16 protein-coding genes and 2 tRNA genes are annotated in these 14,908 nt (G+C 72.9%); 4 read left to right on the forward strand and 14 right to left on the reverse strand.

All coding sequences use genetic code 11. From position 1 onward, the window contains the following. Window positions 1-3: 3 nt before the first annotated feature. Both ACXJKF_RS12270 and ACXJKF_RS12275 read right to left on the reverse strand, forming a co-directional pair. Window positions 4-1,083, reverse strand: coding sequence for a fatty acid desaturase family protein (locus ACXJKF_RS12270; RefSeq protein ID WP_456787992.1), 1,080 nt, complete (start codon window positions 1,081-1,083; stop codon window positions 4-6). A gap of 261 nt (window positions 1,084-1,344) precedes the next feature. Further along, window positions 1,345-2,526: a D-alanine--D-alanine ligase family protein gene (locus tag ACXJKF_RS12275; RefSeq protein ID WP_456787993.1), complete on the reverse strand. Its 1,182-nt coding sequence runs from the start codon at window positions 2,524-2,526 to the stop codon at window positions 1,345-1,347. A gap of 107 nt (window positions 2,527-2,633) precedes the next feature. Here ACXJKF_RS12275 and ACXJKF_RS12280 point away from each other — a divergent pair, with 107 nt between their 5' ends. After that, the gene (locus ACXJKF_RS12280) at window positions 2,634-3,797 is read left to right on the forward strand and encodes a trans-sulfuration enzyme family protein (protein WP_456787994.1); all 1,164 of its coding nucleotides are present in this window, start codon (window positions 2,634-2,636) and stop codon (window positions 3,795-3,797) included. Here ACXJKF_RS12280 and ACXJKF_RS12285 read toward each other — a convergent pair. The 6 genes from ACXJKF_RS12285 to leuC all read right to left on the reverse strand — a co-directional run bounded on the left by ACXJKF_RS12285 (window position 3,794) and on the right by leuC (window position 9,873). After that, the gene (locus ACXJKF_RS12285; protein WP_456787996.1) at window positions 3,794-4,846 is read right to left on the reverse strand and encodes an NAD(P)H-dependent glycerol-3-phosphate dehydrogenase; all 1,053 of its coding nucleotides are present in this window, start codon (window positions 4,844-4,846) and stop codon (window positions 3,794-3,796) included. The genes ACXJKF_RS12280 and ACXJKF_RS12285 overlap by 4 nt on opposite strands. Further along, window positions 4,843-5,607, reverse strand: a complete 765-nt coding sequence (locus tag ACXJKF_RS12290) for a lysophospholipid acyltransferase family protein (RefSeq protein WP_456787997.1) — start codon at window positions 5,605-5,607, stop codon at window positions 4,843-4,845. Before ACXJKF_RS12290 ends, ACXJKF_RS12285 begins: the two co-directional genes overlap by 4 nt. Before the next feature lie 18 nt (window positions 5,608-5,625). Continuing rightward, the gene (murA, locus tag ACXJKF_RS12295) at window positions 5,626-6,942 is read right to left on the reverse strand and encodes a UDP-N-acetylglucosamine 1-carboxyvinyltransferase (protein ID WP_456787998.1); all 1,317 of its coding nucleotides are present in this window, start codon (window positions 6,940-6,942) and stop codon (window positions 5,626-5,628) included. A 95-nt stretch (window positions 6,943-7,037) separates the two neighbouring features. Next, the gene (locus tag ACXJKF_RS12300) at window positions 7,038-7,625 is read right to left on the reverse strand and encodes an HU family DNA-binding protein (protein WP_456787999.1); all 588 of its coding nucleotides are present in this window, start codon (window positions 7,623-7,625) and stop codon (window positions 7,038-7,040) included. A 105-nt stretch (window positions 7,626-7,730) separates the two neighbouring features. Beyond that, complete coding sequence (leuD, locus tag ACXJKF_RS12305; protein WP_456788000.1) at window positions 7,731-8,396, reverse strand: 3-isopropylmalate dehydratase small subunit; 666 nt, start codon at window positions 8,394-8,396, stop codon at window positions 7,731-7,733. A 22-nt stretch (window positions 8,397-8,418) separates the two neighbouring features. Next, entirely contained in the window at window positions 8,419-9,873 is a 1,455-nt protein-coding gene (gene leuC, locus ACXJKF_RS12310) for a 3-isopropylmalate dehydratase large subunit (protein WP_456788001.1), read from the reverse strand. 106 nt (window positions 9,874-9,979) lie between these two features. Between leuC and ACXJKF_RS12315 the strand changes: the two genes are divergently transcribed. Then, window positions 9,980-10,699: an IclR family transcriptional regulator gene (locus ACXJKF_RS12315; RefSeq protein ID WP_028046824.1), complete on the forward strand. Its 720-nt coding sequence runs from the start codon at window positions 9,980-9,982 to the stop codon at window positions 10,697-10,699. A 1-nt stretch (window position 10,700) separates the two neighbouring features. After that, a complete protein-coding gene (locus ACXJKF_RS12320; RefSeq protein ID WP_456788002.1) occupies window positions 10,701-10,931 on the forward strand; it encodes a hypothetical protein in 231 nt (76 codons plus the stop codon). Between the two features lie 65 nt (window positions 10,932-10,996). Here ACXJKF_RS12320 and ACXJKF_RS12325 read toward each other — a convergent pair. The 5 genes from ACXJKF_RS12325 to ACXJKF_RS12345 form a co-directional block, all read right to left on the reverse strand. Further along, a tRNA-Glu gene (locus ACXJKF_RS12325) sits at window positions 10,997-11,069 on the reverse strand. 118 nt (window positions 11,070-11,187) lie between these two features. Then, window positions 11,188-11,259 (reverse strand) — tRNA-Gln (locus ACXJKF_RS12330). Between the two features lie 230 nt (window positions 11,260-11,489). Next, a complete protein-coding gene (locus ACXJKF_RS12335) occupies window positions 11,490-11,945 on the reverse strand; it encodes a DUF6912 family protein (RefSeq protein WP_456788003.1) in 456 nt (151 codons plus the stop codon). 37 nt (window positions 11,946-11,982) lie between these two features. Further along, the gene (locus ACXJKF_RS12340) at window positions 11,983-13,251 is read right to left on the reverse strand and encodes an AAA family ATPase (RefSeq protein WP_456788004.1); all 1,269 of its coding nucleotides are present in this window, start codon (window positions 13,249-13,251) and stop codon (window positions 11,983-11,985) included. 1 nt (window position 13,252) lies between these two features. Then, a complete protein-coding gene (locus ACXJKF_RS12345) occupies window positions 13,253-13,915 on the reverse strand; it encodes a hypothetical protein (RefSeq protein ID WP_456788005.1) in 663 nt (220 codons plus the stop codon). A 118-nt stretch (window positions 13,916-14,033) separates the two neighbouring features. Between ACXJKF_RS12345 and ACXJKF_RS12350 the strand changes: the two genes are divergently transcribed. Then, a complete protein-coding gene (locus ACXJKF_RS12350) occupies window positions 14,034-14,267 on the forward strand; it encodes a helix-turn-helix domain-containing protein (protein ID WP_456788006.1) in 234 nt (77 codons plus the stop codon). A gap of 112 nt (window positions 14,268-14,379) precedes the next feature. Here the strand turns inward: ACXJKF_RS12350 and ACXJKF_RS12355 are convergent, their stop codons facing one another. Beyond that, entirely contained in the window at window positions 14,380-14,904 is a 525-nt protein-coding gene (locus ACXJKF_RS12355; RefSeq protein ID WP_456788007.1) for a hypothetical protein, read from the reverse strand. Window positions 14,905-14,908 lie beyond the last annotated feature (4 nt).

The following is a 14,908-nucleotide window of genomic DNA, read 5'->3' on the forward strand; positions in this document are numbered from 1 at the left end:
GGGTCAGCGCCCGTACTGGGCGGCGACCGGGCAGTCGAACGCGGCCCGGTCGGCCAGGCCGACGCGGTTGAGGTACGCGACGATGATCGCGTAGGACCGGAAGAAGCCGACCTCGGTGTACTTCACGCCGAGCTGCTCGCAGTAGTCCCGAACGACGGGCTGCACGTGCTTGAGGTTCGGGCGGGGCATGCTGGGGAACAGGTGGTGCTCGACCTGGTAGTTCAGGCCGCCCATCACGAAGTCCACGGCGACGCCGCCCTTGATGTTCCGGGACGTGATCACCTGCCGCCGCAGGAAGTCGACCTTCATCCCGGCCGGGATGATCGGCATGCCCTTGTGGTTGGGCGCGAACGAGCCGCCGAGCAGGACGCCGAACAGCGCCATCTGCACCCCGATGAACGCGACGGCCTTGCTGGGCGGGAGGAGGTAGAAGAGCACCCCGACGTAGACGGCCAGCCGGGTGATGACGATCGGAGCCTCGACCCACCGGTGCGGCACCGCCCCCTTGGCCAGCAGCAGGCGGACGCTCGAGATGTGCAGGCTCACGCCTTCGAGCATGAGGAGGGGGAAGAAGAACCATCCCTGGTTGCGCCCGAACCAGCCCTTGAACCCGCTGCGGGTGTCCAGGACGTCCGCCGTCCACACGACGACGCCCGGCGCGATGTCCGGGTCGGTGCCCTGCTGGTTGGGAGAGGCGTGGTGCCGGTTGTGCTTGTTGCGCCACCAGGTGTGGCTGAGGCCGGCGAACGCGCCGGCGAGGATCCGCGAGGTCCAGTCGTTCCAGGGGCCGGAGTTGAAGATCTGCCGGTGGGCGCTGTCGTGGCCGAGGAAGGCGATCTGCGTGAGCACGAGCGCGAGCCCGGCGGCGACGGCGAGCTGCCACCACGAGTCGCCGACGAGGACCACGGCGACCCAGATGCCCGCGAACGCCAGGACGGCGGCGATCAGGCGCGTCCAGTAGTAGCCGTAGCGGCGCTTCAGCAGGCCGGACTCCCGCACGTAGGCCGCGAGCGCCGTGTAGTCCTGGGCGTTCTTGGCGACGCGCGCCGCAGCAGCGGGGGGCGGCGAGACGGCGGCGCTCACGCGAGGCGACCGGGAACGGTGTCGACGAGCTGGCGACGCGGTGAGGCGGCGTGGGGAGCACCCATGACGGTCACGACCGATCTGCGGAGAGCCGTCACTGCGTGTCGGCCAGGCGGCGCACACCCGAGCCGGGGTGCGGTGGGCCGCCCGGAGGACGTCCCGATCGTGCGGGGAGCAAGTGCGGCCACGGCTGTGGCTTCCTTGCCCGATCCGTCACGACCTACGGAAGCGTAACCTGCGCGGCTGGGAACGCCCACAGGCTCAGCGCAGTCCGGTCGGGCGCGCGAGCGCCAGGCGCAGCAGCTCGTCGACCAGCTGGGCGTAGCCGACGCCCGACGCCTCCCACAGCCGCGGGTACATCGAGTACGGCGTGAACCCCGGCATGGTGTTGATCTCGTTGACGACCACGTCGCCCTGCGGGGTGACGAAGACGTCGACCCGGGCGAGCCCCTCGCACCCCACCGCCTCGAACGTCCGCACGGCGACGTCCCGCACGGCCTCGACGATCCCCTCGGGCAGGTCGGCCGGGCACGCCAGCGTCACGCCGGCCTCGTCGAGGTACTTGGCCTCGAAGTCGTAGAACGTGTGCCGGGGGTCGGTGACGACGATCTCGCCGGGCAGCGACGCGCGCGCCCGCTCGCCGTCGTGGCCGCCGAGCACGCCGCACTCGATCTCGCGTCCGACGATCGCGGCCTCGACGATGATCTTCGGGTCGTGGGCCGCCGCGGCGGCGACGGCGGCCGGCAGGTCGGCCAGGTCGGTCACGCGGGAGATGCCCAGGCTGGAGCCGGCACGCGCAGGCTTGACGAAGAGCGGCAGCCCGAGCTCGGCGACCCGAGCCGTGACGCCCTCGGGATCGCGGTCCCACTCGCCGGGGAGGACCACGCGGAACGGGCCCACGGGCAGGCCGTGGCCCACGAGCACCAGCTTCATCATGTGCTTGTCCATGCCGACCGCCGACGCGAGCACGCCGGCGCCCACGTAGCGCACGTCCGCGAGCTCGAGCATGCCCTGCAGCGTGCCGTCCTCGCCGAACGGTCCGTGCAGCAGGGGGAACACGACGTCGACCTCGCCGAGCACCCGGGGCAGCTGCCCCGCCTCGAGCACCTGGACGTCACGGTCGTCGACCGCCTGCGGCAGCAGCACGTGCGCGGCGGTGTCCTCCACCTGCGGCAGGTGGCCGTCGGAGATCGCCCAGCGCTCGGGGTCGTCCTCGGCGAGCACCCAGCGGCCGGCGGGCGTGATGCCCACGGCGAGGACGTCGTAGCGGTCGCGGTCGATCGCGCGCAACACCCCGCCGGCCGTCGCGCAGCTGATCGCGTGCTCGCCCGAGCGCCCGCCGAACAGGACCATCACCCTGGGGCGGCGGCCGTTCCCGGGGGTCTGTCCACGGGTCTGCGCGGGGGTCTGGTCGTGGCCCGGGGGCTGTGCGGTGGCGTCCATCGCGCCCGACCCTACCTGGCGACGACCCCTCCCCAGGGCCGTCCGGGCGCATCCGTGGGTCAGCCCACGCTGCGTCCGCGGGGCAGCCCCCGGGTAACGTGCGGCGCGTGACCTCCGACCACGATGACGACCTCTCCCCCGCGACGCTCGTCGTCGCCGCCGGCCGGCCAGCGCGCACCCAGGGTGCCCCCGTGAACCCGCCCGTCGTGCTCTCGTCCACCTTCGTCTCGCAGGGAGTGCCGGGAGCGGGCGAGCCGCTGTACGGCCGCATGGACGCCGCGACGTGGCACCCGTTCGAGGAGACGCTCGGCACGCTCGAGGGGTCCGCGCACCCGGCGCTGGTGTTCGGCTCGGGGATGGCGGCCATCGCGGCGGCGCTCTCCCTGGTGCCTCCCGGGGGACGGCTGGTCCTGCCGCGGCACGCCTACCAGGTGACGCTCGGCTACGCGCAGGACCTGCAGGAGCGCCTCCGCATCGACGTGACGCTGGTCGACATCGACGACACCCCCGCGGTAGTCGCCGCCCTGAGCGAACCACGGCCCGCGTCGCTGCTCTGGGTCGAGACGCCGACCAACCCCATGCTCGAGGTCGCCGACCTCCCGGCGCTCGTCGAGGCGGCGCACGCGGTGGGTGCGCTGGTCGGCGTCGACAACACGTTCGCCACGCCGCTGGTCCAGCGTCCGTTCGAGCACGGCGCGGACGTCGTCGTGCACTCCGTGACCAAGTACCTGGCCGGGCACACCGACGTCGTGCTCGGCGCCGCGCTCGCCGACGACGACGACCTGCACGCCCGGCTGCACGCGTACCGCACGCTGCACGGGTCGATCGCCGGGCCGTTCGAGGTGTGGCTGGCCCTGCGCGGCCTGCGCACGCTCGCGCTGCGGGTCGAGCGCGCGCAGAGCAACGCCGCCGAGCTGGCGCGGCGGCTCAGCCAGCACCCCGCCGTCGCGGAGGTGCGGCACCCGAGCCTGCCCTCGGACCCCGGACACGAGCGGGCCGCGCGGCTCATGGACGGCTTCGGCGCGATCATCGGCATGCGCCCGCACGGCGGACCCGACGCGGCGGACGCCGTCGTCGCCGCGCTGCGGCTGTGGGTGCCCGCGACGAGCCTCGGCGGGGTGGAGTCGACGCTCGAGCGTCGGCGCCGGTTCGCCACCGAGTCGCGGACCGTGCCCGAGGACCTGCTGCGGATGTCGGTCGGGATCGAGGACGTCGAGGATCTCTGGAACGATCTGGCTCGGGCCCTCGCGGCTGCTCCTCGTTCTCCCTAGGCGCCTTCTGCCTTGTGGGGACGAGCCAGCAGCAGCGGGGCCAGCTGGTCGACCGGCAGACCTTCGTGGAGCACCTTCACGACGGCCGACGTGATCGGCATCTCGACGCCGAGGGTGGTGGCGAGCTCCAGGACGGACCGGCACGACTTCACGCCCTCCGCGGTGCCCCCGGTCGCCGAGATCGCCTCGTCGAGGGTCATCCCGCGGCCGATGTGGCCACCGAGCGTGTGGTTGCGCGAGTCGGGCGAGGCGCAGGTCGCCATGAGGTCGCCGAGGCCCGCGAGCCCGGGGAACGTGTCCGCGTCCGCGCCAAGGGCCAGACCGAGCCGGGTGATCTCCACCAGGCCGCGCGTGATGACCGTGGCCATCGTGTTGTAGCCCAGGCCGCGACCCTGCGAGATGCCGACCGCGAGGGCGATGACGTTCTTGACGGCTCCGCACAGCTCCACGCCGACGACGTCGTCGTTGGTGTAGGGCCGGAAGTACGCCGACGCACACGCGCGGGCGACCAGCTGCGCCGACGCCGCGCTCGTGGAGGCCACGACCGTCGCCGTCGGCTGCCGGCGGGCGATCTCGAGCGCCAGGTTGGGGCCGGAGACCACGGCGATCCGGTCCACGGGGATGCCGAGCGACTCCGCGACGACCTCGCTCATGCGACGGTCGGTCGACAGCTCGACGCCCTTCATCAGCGAGACGGCCACGGCATGGCTCGCGACGGCGTCGGCCAGCGGCGTCAGGGTGGCGCGCGCACTCTGCGACGGGATCGCGACGGCGACGACGTCGGCGCCGGCCAGCGCTGCCCGCGCGTCGCTCGTCGCGGTGACGCGTGCGGGGAGCTCGATGCCCGGCAGGTACGCCTCGTTGCGGTGCTCGTCGGCGATCTGGCGGCACACCTGCTCGTCGCGCCCCCAGACCGTGACGTCGCACCCGGCGTCGGCCATCACGGCCGCGAACGTCGTGCCCCAGGCACCCGCGCCCAGCACCGTGGCTCGCAGTCGCGGAGCACCCGGGAGGTGCGGCCGGTCGTGCGTGACCTGGTCCGCCGTCACGGCAGCTCGGGGTGGGTCGCGTGGTCTCCGCCGACCCGCTTCTCGCCCTGCGCGAGCGGCTTGCGCATGTCGTAGCGCACCGCAGGCGGCTCCTCGTCGCGCACCTGCGCGAGCAGGGCCGTGATCGCGTCCATCACACGCTCCGTGGCCTCCCGCAGCGTCGCGGTGTCCTGCGGGCGGTCGTACAGGTCGTCCAGGACGACCGGAGGGCCGGCGACGATCGTGACCAGCTTGCGCGGGAACGGCTTGAGCAGCTTGCCGTAGCGCGGCAGCAGGTTCTGCGGGCCCCACTGGGCCACGGGGATCACCGGCGCCTGAGTCGTCAGCGCGAGGCGAGCGATGCCGGTCTTGCCGACCATCGGCCACAGGTCCGGGTCCCGCGTCAGGGTGCCCTCCGGGAAGACCGCGACGACGTCCCCGTCGCCGATGGCGGTGACCGCTGCGGTCAGCGACTCCCCGGCCGACGCGGTGTTCCGGTACACCGGGATCTGGCCCGTCGCCCGCAGCACGCCCGCCAGCACCGGCACCTTGAACAGGGGCGCCTTGGCCAGGATCTTCGGCGCGACGCCGTTGTCCCACAGGAAGTGCGCGAACGTCAGCGGATCGATGTTCGTCATGTGGTTCGAGGTGACGATGAACCCGCCCTCGCGCGGGAAGTTCTCGGTCCCGCTCCAGTCGTGGCGCGTCATCGCGCGCAGGATGGGCCGCACGATGTGAGCGACGATGCGGTAGGCGCGATTCGATCTGGCCGGCGGTTGCACGGGAGCCGATGCTACCTGTCAGTCGCGGCTGAACTCGGCGCCGAGCGCCTCGAGCTTCGCCGTGAACCGCTCGTACCCACGGTCGATGAGGCTGATGCCCCGCACCGACGAGGTCCCCTTGGCCGTCAGCGCCGCGATCAGGTGGCTGAAGCCCCCGCGCAGGTCGGGCACCTCGATGTCCGCCGCCGCGAGCGGCGTCGGGCCGGAGATCACCGCGGAGTGGTAGAAGTTGCGCTGCCCGAACCGGCACGGCCGCCCGCCCAGGCACTCCTTGTAGACCTGGATGGTCGCGCCCATGCCCACGAGCGCCTCGGTGAACCCGAACCGGTTCTCGTAGACCGTCTCGTGGACGATCGAGAGCCCCTTGGCCTGGGTGAGAGCGACGACGAGCGGCTGCTGCCAGTCCGTCATGAACCCGGGGTGCACGTCCGTCTCGAGCGTGATCGAGCGGAGGTCCCCCCCGGGGTGGAAGAACCGGATGCCCGCGTCGTCGATGGCGAACTCTCCGCCCACCTTGCGGAACGTGTTGAGGAACGTCGTCATCTCGGGCTGCGTCGCGCCGCGGACGTAGATGTCACCGCCGGTCGCCAGGGCCGCCGACGCCCAGGACGCCGCCTCGATCCGGTCCGAGAGCGCCGTGTGCTGGAAGCCGACGAGGCGGTCGACGCCCTCGATCCGGATCACGCGGTCCGTGTCGACGGAGATGATCGCGCCCATCTTCTGGAGCACGTTGATGAGGTCGAGGATCTCGGGCTCGATCGCCGCGTTGGCCAGCTCGGTGACGCCCTCCGCCCGGACGGCCGTGAGCAGCAGCTGCTCCGTCGCGCCGACGCTCGGGTACGGCAGCGCGATCTTGGTGCCCTGGAGCCGCCGCGGGGCCCGGATGTGGATGCCGTTGTCGGTCTTGTCCACGACCGCGCCGAACTGCCGCAGGATGTCGAGGTGGTAGTTGATCGGCCGGTCGCCGATCCGGCAGCCGCCGAGGTCGGGGATGAACGCCTCACCGAGCCGGTGCAGCAGCGGGCCGCAGAACAGGATGGGGATCCGGCTCGACCCGGCGTGCGTGTCGATGTCCGCGACGTGCGCGGACTCGACGTCCGTCGGGTCGAGGTGCAGGGTCCCCGCCTCGGCGTCGGCGTCGACCTTGACGCCGTGGAGCTCCAGCAGCCCGGTGACCACGGCGACGTCGCGGATCTGCGGGACGTTGCGCAGCACGCTCGGTGTCTCTCCCAGCAGCGCCGCCACCATCGCCTTGGAGACGAAGTTCTTGGCACCGCGGACGGTGATCTCGCCCGAGAGGGGGTTGCCACCGTTGACGTACAGCAGGTCGGTCATCGAACCATCGTCTCCCACGCGCGGGCGTGCTCCTGACCGCACCCGCACCGGCACGCCGGGGTGGGTGCGAAACCTTCACGTGACGGGGTCGGGCGTCACTTCTTCTTGGCGTGACCCTTGCCAGACTTCTTCTTGGACTTGGCGTCCGACTTCTTCTTCGCGTCCGACTTCTTCTTCGCATCGAGGCGCTTCTTGGCGTCCGCCTTCTTGGCGGCGTCGGCGCGCTTCTTGACGTCGGCCTTCTTCGCCTCGGCCTTGGCCTTCGCCTTCGCGCTCGCCTTGGCGGTGGCCGACGACGTTCCTGACGGCTTCGGCTTCGGTGCCGGCGCGGCGACGGCGGGCGCCTCCGGTTCCGCGAGGCCCTGCAGGGTGCTCAGGTCCACGACGGCCCCCAGCGGCTCCCCCGGGCCGGCAGCGACCCGCGCGCGCAGCGTCGCACCCGGGTGGAACCGCGCCACGGTCGTCGCGGCCACCTCGAGCGCCTCACCGGTGCGCGGGTTGCGTCCCGTGCGAGCGGCACGGCCGGCGGCCTCGAAGGTCCCGAACCCGGTGAGCGTCACCCGCTCACCGGCCGCGAGCGCGGTCGTGATCTCGTCGAGCACCGCCTCCACCGCTGCGGCGGCGGCCGCCTTGGAGGCGCCCCTCGCGGCGATCCGGTCAGCGATCTGCGACTTGCCCGCCATGGTGATCCTCCCTCGGCCGGCGCGCACTGCACCGTGGCCCAGCGCACACGCTAGTCACTGCGGCCGTCCGGCGGGTCGCTTCGTCGGCGACCCGCCGGACCGGTGTCAGGGGCGGCGACCGATCTCGACGGGCACGCCGCTCGGCCGCGCCGCGACGATCTCGACGGGCGGGAGGTGCTTGGCCGGGAGGGTGGCGGGGCGCCACGGCTCGCGACGGGCCTCGAACGCGGAGATCTCGTCGGCGTGCTCGAGCGTGAGCCCGATGTCGTCGAGACCCTCCATGAGGCGCCAGCGCGTGTAGTCGTCCACCTGGAACGGCACCACGACGTCGTCGCAGGTGATCGTCTTCGACTGGAGGTCGACGGTCACCTCGGTGCCGGGGCGCGTCTCGAGGATCTTCCAGATGAGCTCGATGTCCTCCTGCGACGCCTGGGCCGCGAGCAGCCCCTGCTTGCCGGAGTTGCCGCGGAAGATGTCCGCGAAGCGGTTCGAGATGACGACCTTGAAGCCGTAGTCCTTGAGCGCCCACACGGCGTGCTCGCGCGACGAGCCGGTGCCGAAGTCGGGTCCGGCGACGAGCACCGATCCGGCCTTGTAGGCGTCCTGGTTGAGGATGAACGCCGGGTCGCCGCGCCAGGCGGCGAACAGCGCGTCCTCGAACCCGGTGCGCGTGACGCGCTTGAGGTAGACGGCCGGGATGATCTGGTCGGTGTCCACGTTGCTGCGGCGCAGCGGGACCCCGACGCCGGTGTGCTGGCTGAACTTTTCCATGGTCTGTTCTCGCTTTCCTGGGTCAGACCGTCTGGAGGTCGGTCAGCGGGCTGCCGTCGGGCGTGGGCGCACCCGTGTCGAGGTCGGCGTAGGACGACAGCGTTCCGCGGATGGCGGTCGCGGCGGCGACGAGCGGCGAGACGAGATGCGTCCGTCCACCCTTGCCCTGCCGGCCCTCGAAGTTGCGGTTCGACGTCGACGCCGACCGCTCCCCCGGCGCGAGCTGGTCGGGGTTCATGCCCAGACACATCGAGCAGCCGGCGTTGCGCCACTCGGCGCCGAAGTCGAGGAAGATCTTGTCGAGCCCCTCGGCCTCCGCCTGGAGCCGGACGCGGGCCGACGCCGGCACCACGAGGACGCGGACGTCGTCGGACTTGTGCTTGCCGCGGATGACCTTGGCCACCGAGCGCAGGTCCTCGATGCGACCGTTGGTGCACGACCCGATGAAGACCGTGTCGACCTTGATCTCGCGCAACGGCTGCCCCGGGGTCAGGCCCATGTACTCGATGGCCCGCTCGGCGGCTCCGCGCTCGTCGGCGTCGGCGATCTCCTCCGGCACCGGCACGGAGCCGGACAGCGGCAGGCCCTGGCCGGGGTTGGTGCCCCACGTGACGAACGGCTCGAGGTCCTCCGCCTTGAGGACCACCTCGACGTCGAACTCGGCGTCCTCGTCGGTCTTCAGCGTGCTCCAGTACGCCACGGCGGCGTCCCAGTCGGCGCCCTCGGGCGCGTGCGGGCGGCCCTGGAGGTAGTCGAACGTCGTCTGGTCCGGGGCGATCATCCCGGCACGCGCACCGGCCTCGATCGACATGTTGCAGACCGTCATGCGGGCTTCCATCGACAGCGCACGGATGGCCTCGCCGCGGTACTCGAGCACGTAGCCCTGACCGCCGCCGGTGCCGATCTTGGCGATGATCGCCAGGATGATGTCCTTGCTCGTGGCACCCGGCGGCAGCTCGCCGTCCACCGTGATCGCCATCGTCTTGAACGGCGCCAGGGGCAGCGTCTGCGTCGCGAGCACGTGCTCGACCTCGCTGGTGCCGATGCCGAACGCCAGCGCACCGAACGCGCCGTGGGTGGACGTGTGCGAGTCGCCGCACACCACGGTCAGCCCGGGCTGGGTGAGGCCCAGCTGCGGTCCGACCTGGTGGACGATGCCCTGGTCCGCGTCGCCGAGCGAGTGGATGCGCACGCCGAACTCCGCGGCGTTGTTGCGCAGGGTCTGGATCTGCGTGCGGCTCGTCTCGTCGGCGATGGGCCGGTCGATGTCGAGCGTCGGGGTGTTGTGGTCCTCGGTCGCCAGGGTGAGGTCCGGGCGCCGCACGGGACGACCCGCGAGACGCAGGCCTTCGAACGCCTGCGGGCTCGTCACCTCGTGCACGAGGTGCAGGTCGATGTAGAGGAGGTCGGGCGCCCCGTCGGTGCCCCGTCGCACGACGTGCGCGTCCCAGACCTTCTCCGCCAACGTGCCGGCCATCTTCTCGGTCCGTTCTCTCGTTCGATCTCTCGGCCAGGAGTGTGGTTTTCCCGGCTCGTCTGCCGTCGTACTTGCATCTCAGCCTGCGAGACGCCAATATCGACCTATGGACAACTCTAGCGGAGTCGGCGTGCTGGACAAGGCCGCGTCCGTTCTCAGCGCCCTCGAGGCAGGCCCGGCCACGCTCGCGCAGCTCGTCACCGCCACCCATCTTGCTCGACCGACGGCCCACCGGCTGGCCGTGGCGCTCGAGCACCACCGTCTCGTGGCCCGCGACATGCAGGGCCGGTTCGTGCTCGGACCCCGGCTGTCGGAGCTCGCGACGGCCGCCGGCGAGGACCGGCTGCTCGCCGCCGCCGGGCCCGTACTCGCCGCGCTGCGCGACCACACCGGGGAGAGCGCCCAGCTGTACCGGCGCCAGGGTGACCAGCGCATCTGTGTGGCCGCGGCCGAGCGCCCGATCGGTCTGCGCGACTCGATCCCGGTCGGCGCCACGCTGACCATGCACGCTGGGTCCGCCGCGCAGATCCTGCTCGCCTGGGAGGAGCCGGACCGGCTGCACCGCGGCCTGCAGGGCGCCAAGTTCACCGCGACCATCCTGTCCGGCGTCCGACGCCGCGGCTGGGCGCAGTCCGTGTCCGAGCGCGAGGTCGGTGTCGCGTCGGTGTCCGCACCCGTGCGGGGCCCGTCGGGTCGCATCGTCGCTGCCGTGTCGGTCTCCGGGCCGCTCGAGCGACTCTCCCGGCAGCCGGGCCGGCTGCACGCCGCCGCGGTCGTCTCCGCGGCCAACCGGCTGACCGAGGTCCTGCGACGGACGGCGGACTGACGTGGCCGTCCGCGGCGCCGCTGCGTCCCGGCGTCGCCTGCGCCGACGCGTGGCGCTCGTCGCCGGTGGTGCAGGGCTGATCCTCGGAGCGGTGCTGGCCCTGCTCGGCGGCGGGAGCGCGGGCGACGCAGCGTTCACCGGCGTGCTGGTCGGTGCGATCGCCGCCGTCATCGGGTGGGGCGTCGTCGTGCTCCTGCCGACGTCGTCCCACGGCCCGCCCGGCCAGCACTGAGGGCTGCACTGAGAGCCGCACGACGCGAAAGGCCCGGTCACCGTGGTGACCGGGCCTTCTCGATGTACCCCCGACCGGATTCGAACCGGCGCTACCGCCGTGAGAGGGCGGCGTGCTAGGCCGCTACACAACGGGGGCCTATACGCTGCTCGGCCCGTGGGCCTCGCTTGCGAGTGAACACTCTACCCGATGCTCCGAGGAGATCGAGCCAGCGTGTCCGTGCTGGGAAACTGCGGATGAACTGCTGGTGGAACCGCTGGGGTACCAGGACTCGAACCTAGACTAACTGAACCAGAATCAGTCGTGCTGCCAATTACACCATACCCCATGGGGGTATAACGCCCGGAGCTCGAAGGTCGCCTGGCGGGGCGGACCCGCGTGCATCCGGACGTCGTACCGGCGGTGAACACTACCCGAGCGCTGAGGCCGGGTCCAACTGGCGACCCGTCACGTGACGAAGCCCACCCTGCCGACGCGGGCCGACGCGGGCCGACGCGGGCCGACGCGGGCCGACGCGGGCCGACGCGGGCCGACCTGGGAACGGCCCGCTCGCTCACGTCAGCGCGGGATGCCCGCCAGCTCGGTCGCGTCGTACCAGAGCAGGTCACGCTCGTCGAGGCGCGCCGCCGCCTCCTCGTCTCCCCCGGCGGCCAGCGTGACATCGGGCGCGGCTGCGGGCTCGTCGACGTGCGCGCAGATGACGTCGCCCTGCGGCACGGCTCGGGTCAGCTCGACCGCGCTCGGCACGTCGTCGTCGTCCGACAGCGCGACCACCGCCGCATCGGCGACGTCCGCCGACACGACGCACCGCAGCTGCGGTGCGTCAGGGCGCTCGCCCAGGAGCGCGAGCGAGTCGTCGGCGGCCGCCAGCTGCGCCGCGTACTCCAGACCCTCGTCGTCCTCGTCGGGGAACATCGCCCGCAGCGCCGGGGTGACGGTGTGAGCCCGTCGGGTCGTCAGCGGCCCGGACGCGGGATCGAGCTGGTCGAGGGAGGCGGGGAGGTAGATGCGCACGACGCCCAGTGTGCCGCGTCGGCGCGCGGCCGTCGGCTCAGGCGCGCACGGTCTGCCCGACGGGCTCCTCGAGGGGAGCGCCGACGAGCAGCGCGTCGACCCGTGCGGCGACCGCCGCCAGCACGCGCCGCACCGGTGACCCCGGCGCTGCCTCCCGCAACGTCTGCGCCTCCAGCAGGGCCGTGTCCAGGGCCGAACGGTCGTCGGGGACCAGGTGCGCGTCGACGACCCCCGCGTACCGCGCGAGCGCCTGGGCGACGGCCTCCCCCGGGTGCGGTCCCGCGACGGACGCCCGGACCCGGTTGACCAGCACGAACCGGGTGCTGGCGAACCCGAGGTCCGTGAGCTCACCCAGACCCCGGACCAGCCGCTGGATGCCGACCGGGTCTCCCGCACCCACGACCAGCACGACGTCCGCGGCCTCGAGGGCGCTGAGCGTGGCGGCGTTCCGGCGGGGGGCTCTCGTGTCGTAGCTGAGCGCCTCGTCCTGCTCCAGGCAGAAGCCGCAGTCGATCACCGTCCACTCGGCGAGCCCTCGCGCGACCGTCCACACGGCGTCGAGCGACGAGGACGGGAGCTCCGGCCACCGGTCCGCCCGGGAGATGCCCGACAGGACCCGCAGGTCCGGGGCGATGGTCGGGGTGATGCGGGCGAGCGTCATCAGGTCCAGGGTGCCCTGCCCGGCGGCGCGGGCTGCCGCGGCGAGGCCCGGTGCCTCGTCCAGCATGCCGACCACCTGCGCGACGCTCCCGCCGTAGGTGTCCGCGTCCACGAGCAGGGTCCGACGTCCGGCAGCGGCGAGCTCCGCGGCCACGTTCACCGCCACCGTCGTCCGGCCCGGGGCTCCCGTCGGACCCCAGACGGCCACGACGAGACCGCGCGCGGGACGGCGGACGACGTGCTCGACCGGCGCGGCCGGCCCTGGCGCTTCCTCAGGTGCGGCGCCGAGGATTGCGAGCGCCTCCCGGACGACGTCGCTCGCGGACGCCTCGTCGTGCGGTGCGACGGCGACCAGGTCCGCTCCGAGCGCCGCGAGCCGCTCACCGAGCCACGGACGCGTGGCGTCGCCGATGCCCACCACGCGGACCCCGGCGCGGTGCAGCAGCTCGATCGCCTCGCGGTCGAGAAGGTCCAGGTCCCCCGAGACCACGGCCAGCCGCCCCAGCCCGGCCTCAGCAGCCGCGAGGAGCTCGGTCAGGTCGGCGCACCGGCGCGTCACGCTGAGCCGCCCGCCGGTCTGCTCGACGGCCTGGACGATGATCGCCTCCGCCGACCCCTGGACGGCGCAGAGCACCCCGACAGCCACGTCAGCCCCCCGTGCCGAGGACCGGGACGACGTCGACCGTGCCCTCGGCCGACAGCGCCGTGAGGATCACGGGGAGCAGAGAGCTGGGGACGAGCACCTGGACCGCGCTTCCTCCCGACGCGCCGAAGGCTCCGGACGGCGTGCTGACCTCGGCGACCGTGAGGCCGCCGGCGAGCTCGTTGGGCTCCGCCGGCTCGGCGTCCTCCTTCGGTGCCGGCGGGGTGAACCAGAGGTCCACGAGAGCACCGGGCACGACGTCGCTCGACGGTGCGCGGGTCAGCGTCACCGACACGGGTCGCAGATCGAGGTCCGCGGAGGAGCCGACCGCCGACGCGGGCACCAGCTCGCCGCGACCGACGGCACGGACGACGACCCCGTCGGCTGCGACCTGCCGGTCCGCCCGCAGGTAGTGGTCGAGGTTGACCGTGCCCAGCCGGACGTCGACGACCGCGAGGTCCTCGGCCGTGACGCGGTCCCCCGGCACCAGAGCGGCACGCGTCACGTAGACGGGGACCGTGGCCTGCGCGGTGCGCACGGCCCACGAGCCGAGCAGCACCGATGCGGCGACCATCGCGATGCCCGCGAGGAGCCGAGGGTCCCGCCAGCCGGGGCGTCGCAGCCGTGCTGCCACCGGTGCGGGCAGGTCCATCACGCTCGTGTCCATCGGCTCCCCTGGTTCGTCATGCATCGCTGCCGACGGCCATCCTGCCGTCTGCGGACCGCCGCGGACGGAGCATTGTGGATAACCGGGTCCGGGCGCCACCGCGTGCCACACTGCGGTCATGCCTTCGCGGTTCCTGACCCTCGCGGACGTCACCGAGGTGCTCAACATCTCGGCGCCGCAGGCCTACGCTCTCGTGCGCTCCGGTGAGCTGCCCGCCATCCAGATCGGCGGGCGGCTGCAGTGGCGCGTCGAGTCGACCGAGCTGGAGAAGTACATCCAGCGGATGTACGAGCAGACGCGCGCCCGGATCTCCAGCGACGGCAGCACGGTCGACGGCGGCACCGCGGACTGACCGCGATCCCCCGCCCGTCGCGCCCGATGTCGAGCACCGGAGGCCCACCGGTGCTCAACCCGTCTGGACGGCCCGACAGGCGCTCAACCCGTCGGGGCGGCCCGAACGGTGCTCAACCCGTCTGGACGAGCCGCAGCGTCGTGAAGGCGACCGCCCACCCGCCGCGCCGCGCTCCGTCGGTGTCGGCCAGGTCGAGATGGTCCGCGCCGACCCGCTCGATGCGACCGGCGAGGTCGGCACCGCCCGCCCGTACCCGGACCGCCACCCGGTCGCGCGCGAGCGCCCGGAGCGCGTGACCGAGCCCCAGCCGGGACTCCACCGCTCCCGCCGACGGGGCCGCGTGCGGGGCGAGCCCGTCGACGGCCGTCGCTGCTCCCAGCGGGACGAGCGCGCGTCGCACGGGTGAGGTGGCCAGCAGGAGCCACTCGGGGGCGGCGTCGATCAGCTCGCCCTCGACCAGGTCGGACTCCCCCAGCAGCACCCGCACCGGGCGGCCGACCGACGCACGCGCCCGCGCGGCGAGCGTGATCGACGCCCGCTCGGCGCGCGCGAGCTCGGCCACGTCCGCCCGGACGTCGGCGAGCCGACCGGCCGCGAGCTGGGCCTCCATGTCCGCGAAGAGCGACTCCCACCGCATGCGT

The organism is Cellulomonas sp. P5_C5, from assembly GCF_054049655.1.

Bases quoted from the DNA above. Each gene is read 5' to 3' on its own strand.
- ACXJKF_RS12300 (WP_456787999.1), bottom strand. From the start codon at position 7,625: ATGGCGGGCAAGTCGCAGATCGCTGACCGGATCGCCGCGAGGGGCGCC.
- ACXJKF_RS12350 (WP_456788006.1), top strand. From the start codon at position 14,034: ATGCCTTCGCGGTTCCTGACCCTCGCGGACGTCACCGAGGTGCTCAAC.
- ACXJKF_RS12315 (WP_028046824.1), top strand. From the start codon at position 9,980: ATGGACAACTCTAGCGGAGTCGGCGTGCTGGACAAGGCCGCGTCCGTT.
- leuD (WP_456788000.1), bottom strand. From the start codon at position 8,396: ATGGAAAAGTTCAGCCAGCACACCGGCGTCGGGGTCCCGCTGCGCCGC.
- ACXJKF_RS12355 (WP_456788007.1), bottom strand. From the start codon at position 14,904: ATGCGGTGGGAGTCGCTCTTCGCGGACATGGAGGCCCAGCTCGCGGCC.
- murA (WP_456787998.1), bottom strand. From the start codon at position 6,942: ATGACCGACCTGCTGTACGTCAACGGTGGCAACCCCCTCTCGGGCGAG.
- ACXJKF_RS12345 (WP_456788005.1), bottom strand. From the start codon at position 13,915: ATGGACACGAGCGTGATGGACCTGCCCGCACCGGTGGCAGCACGGCTG.
- leuC (WP_456788001.1), bottom strand. From the start codon at position 9,873: ATGGCCGGCACGTTGGCGGAGAAGGTCTGGGACGCGCACGTCGTGCGA.
- ACXJKF_RS12275 (WP_456787993.1), bottom strand. From the start codon at position 2,526: ATGGACGCCACCGCACAGCCCCCGGGCCACGACCAGACCCCCGCGCAG.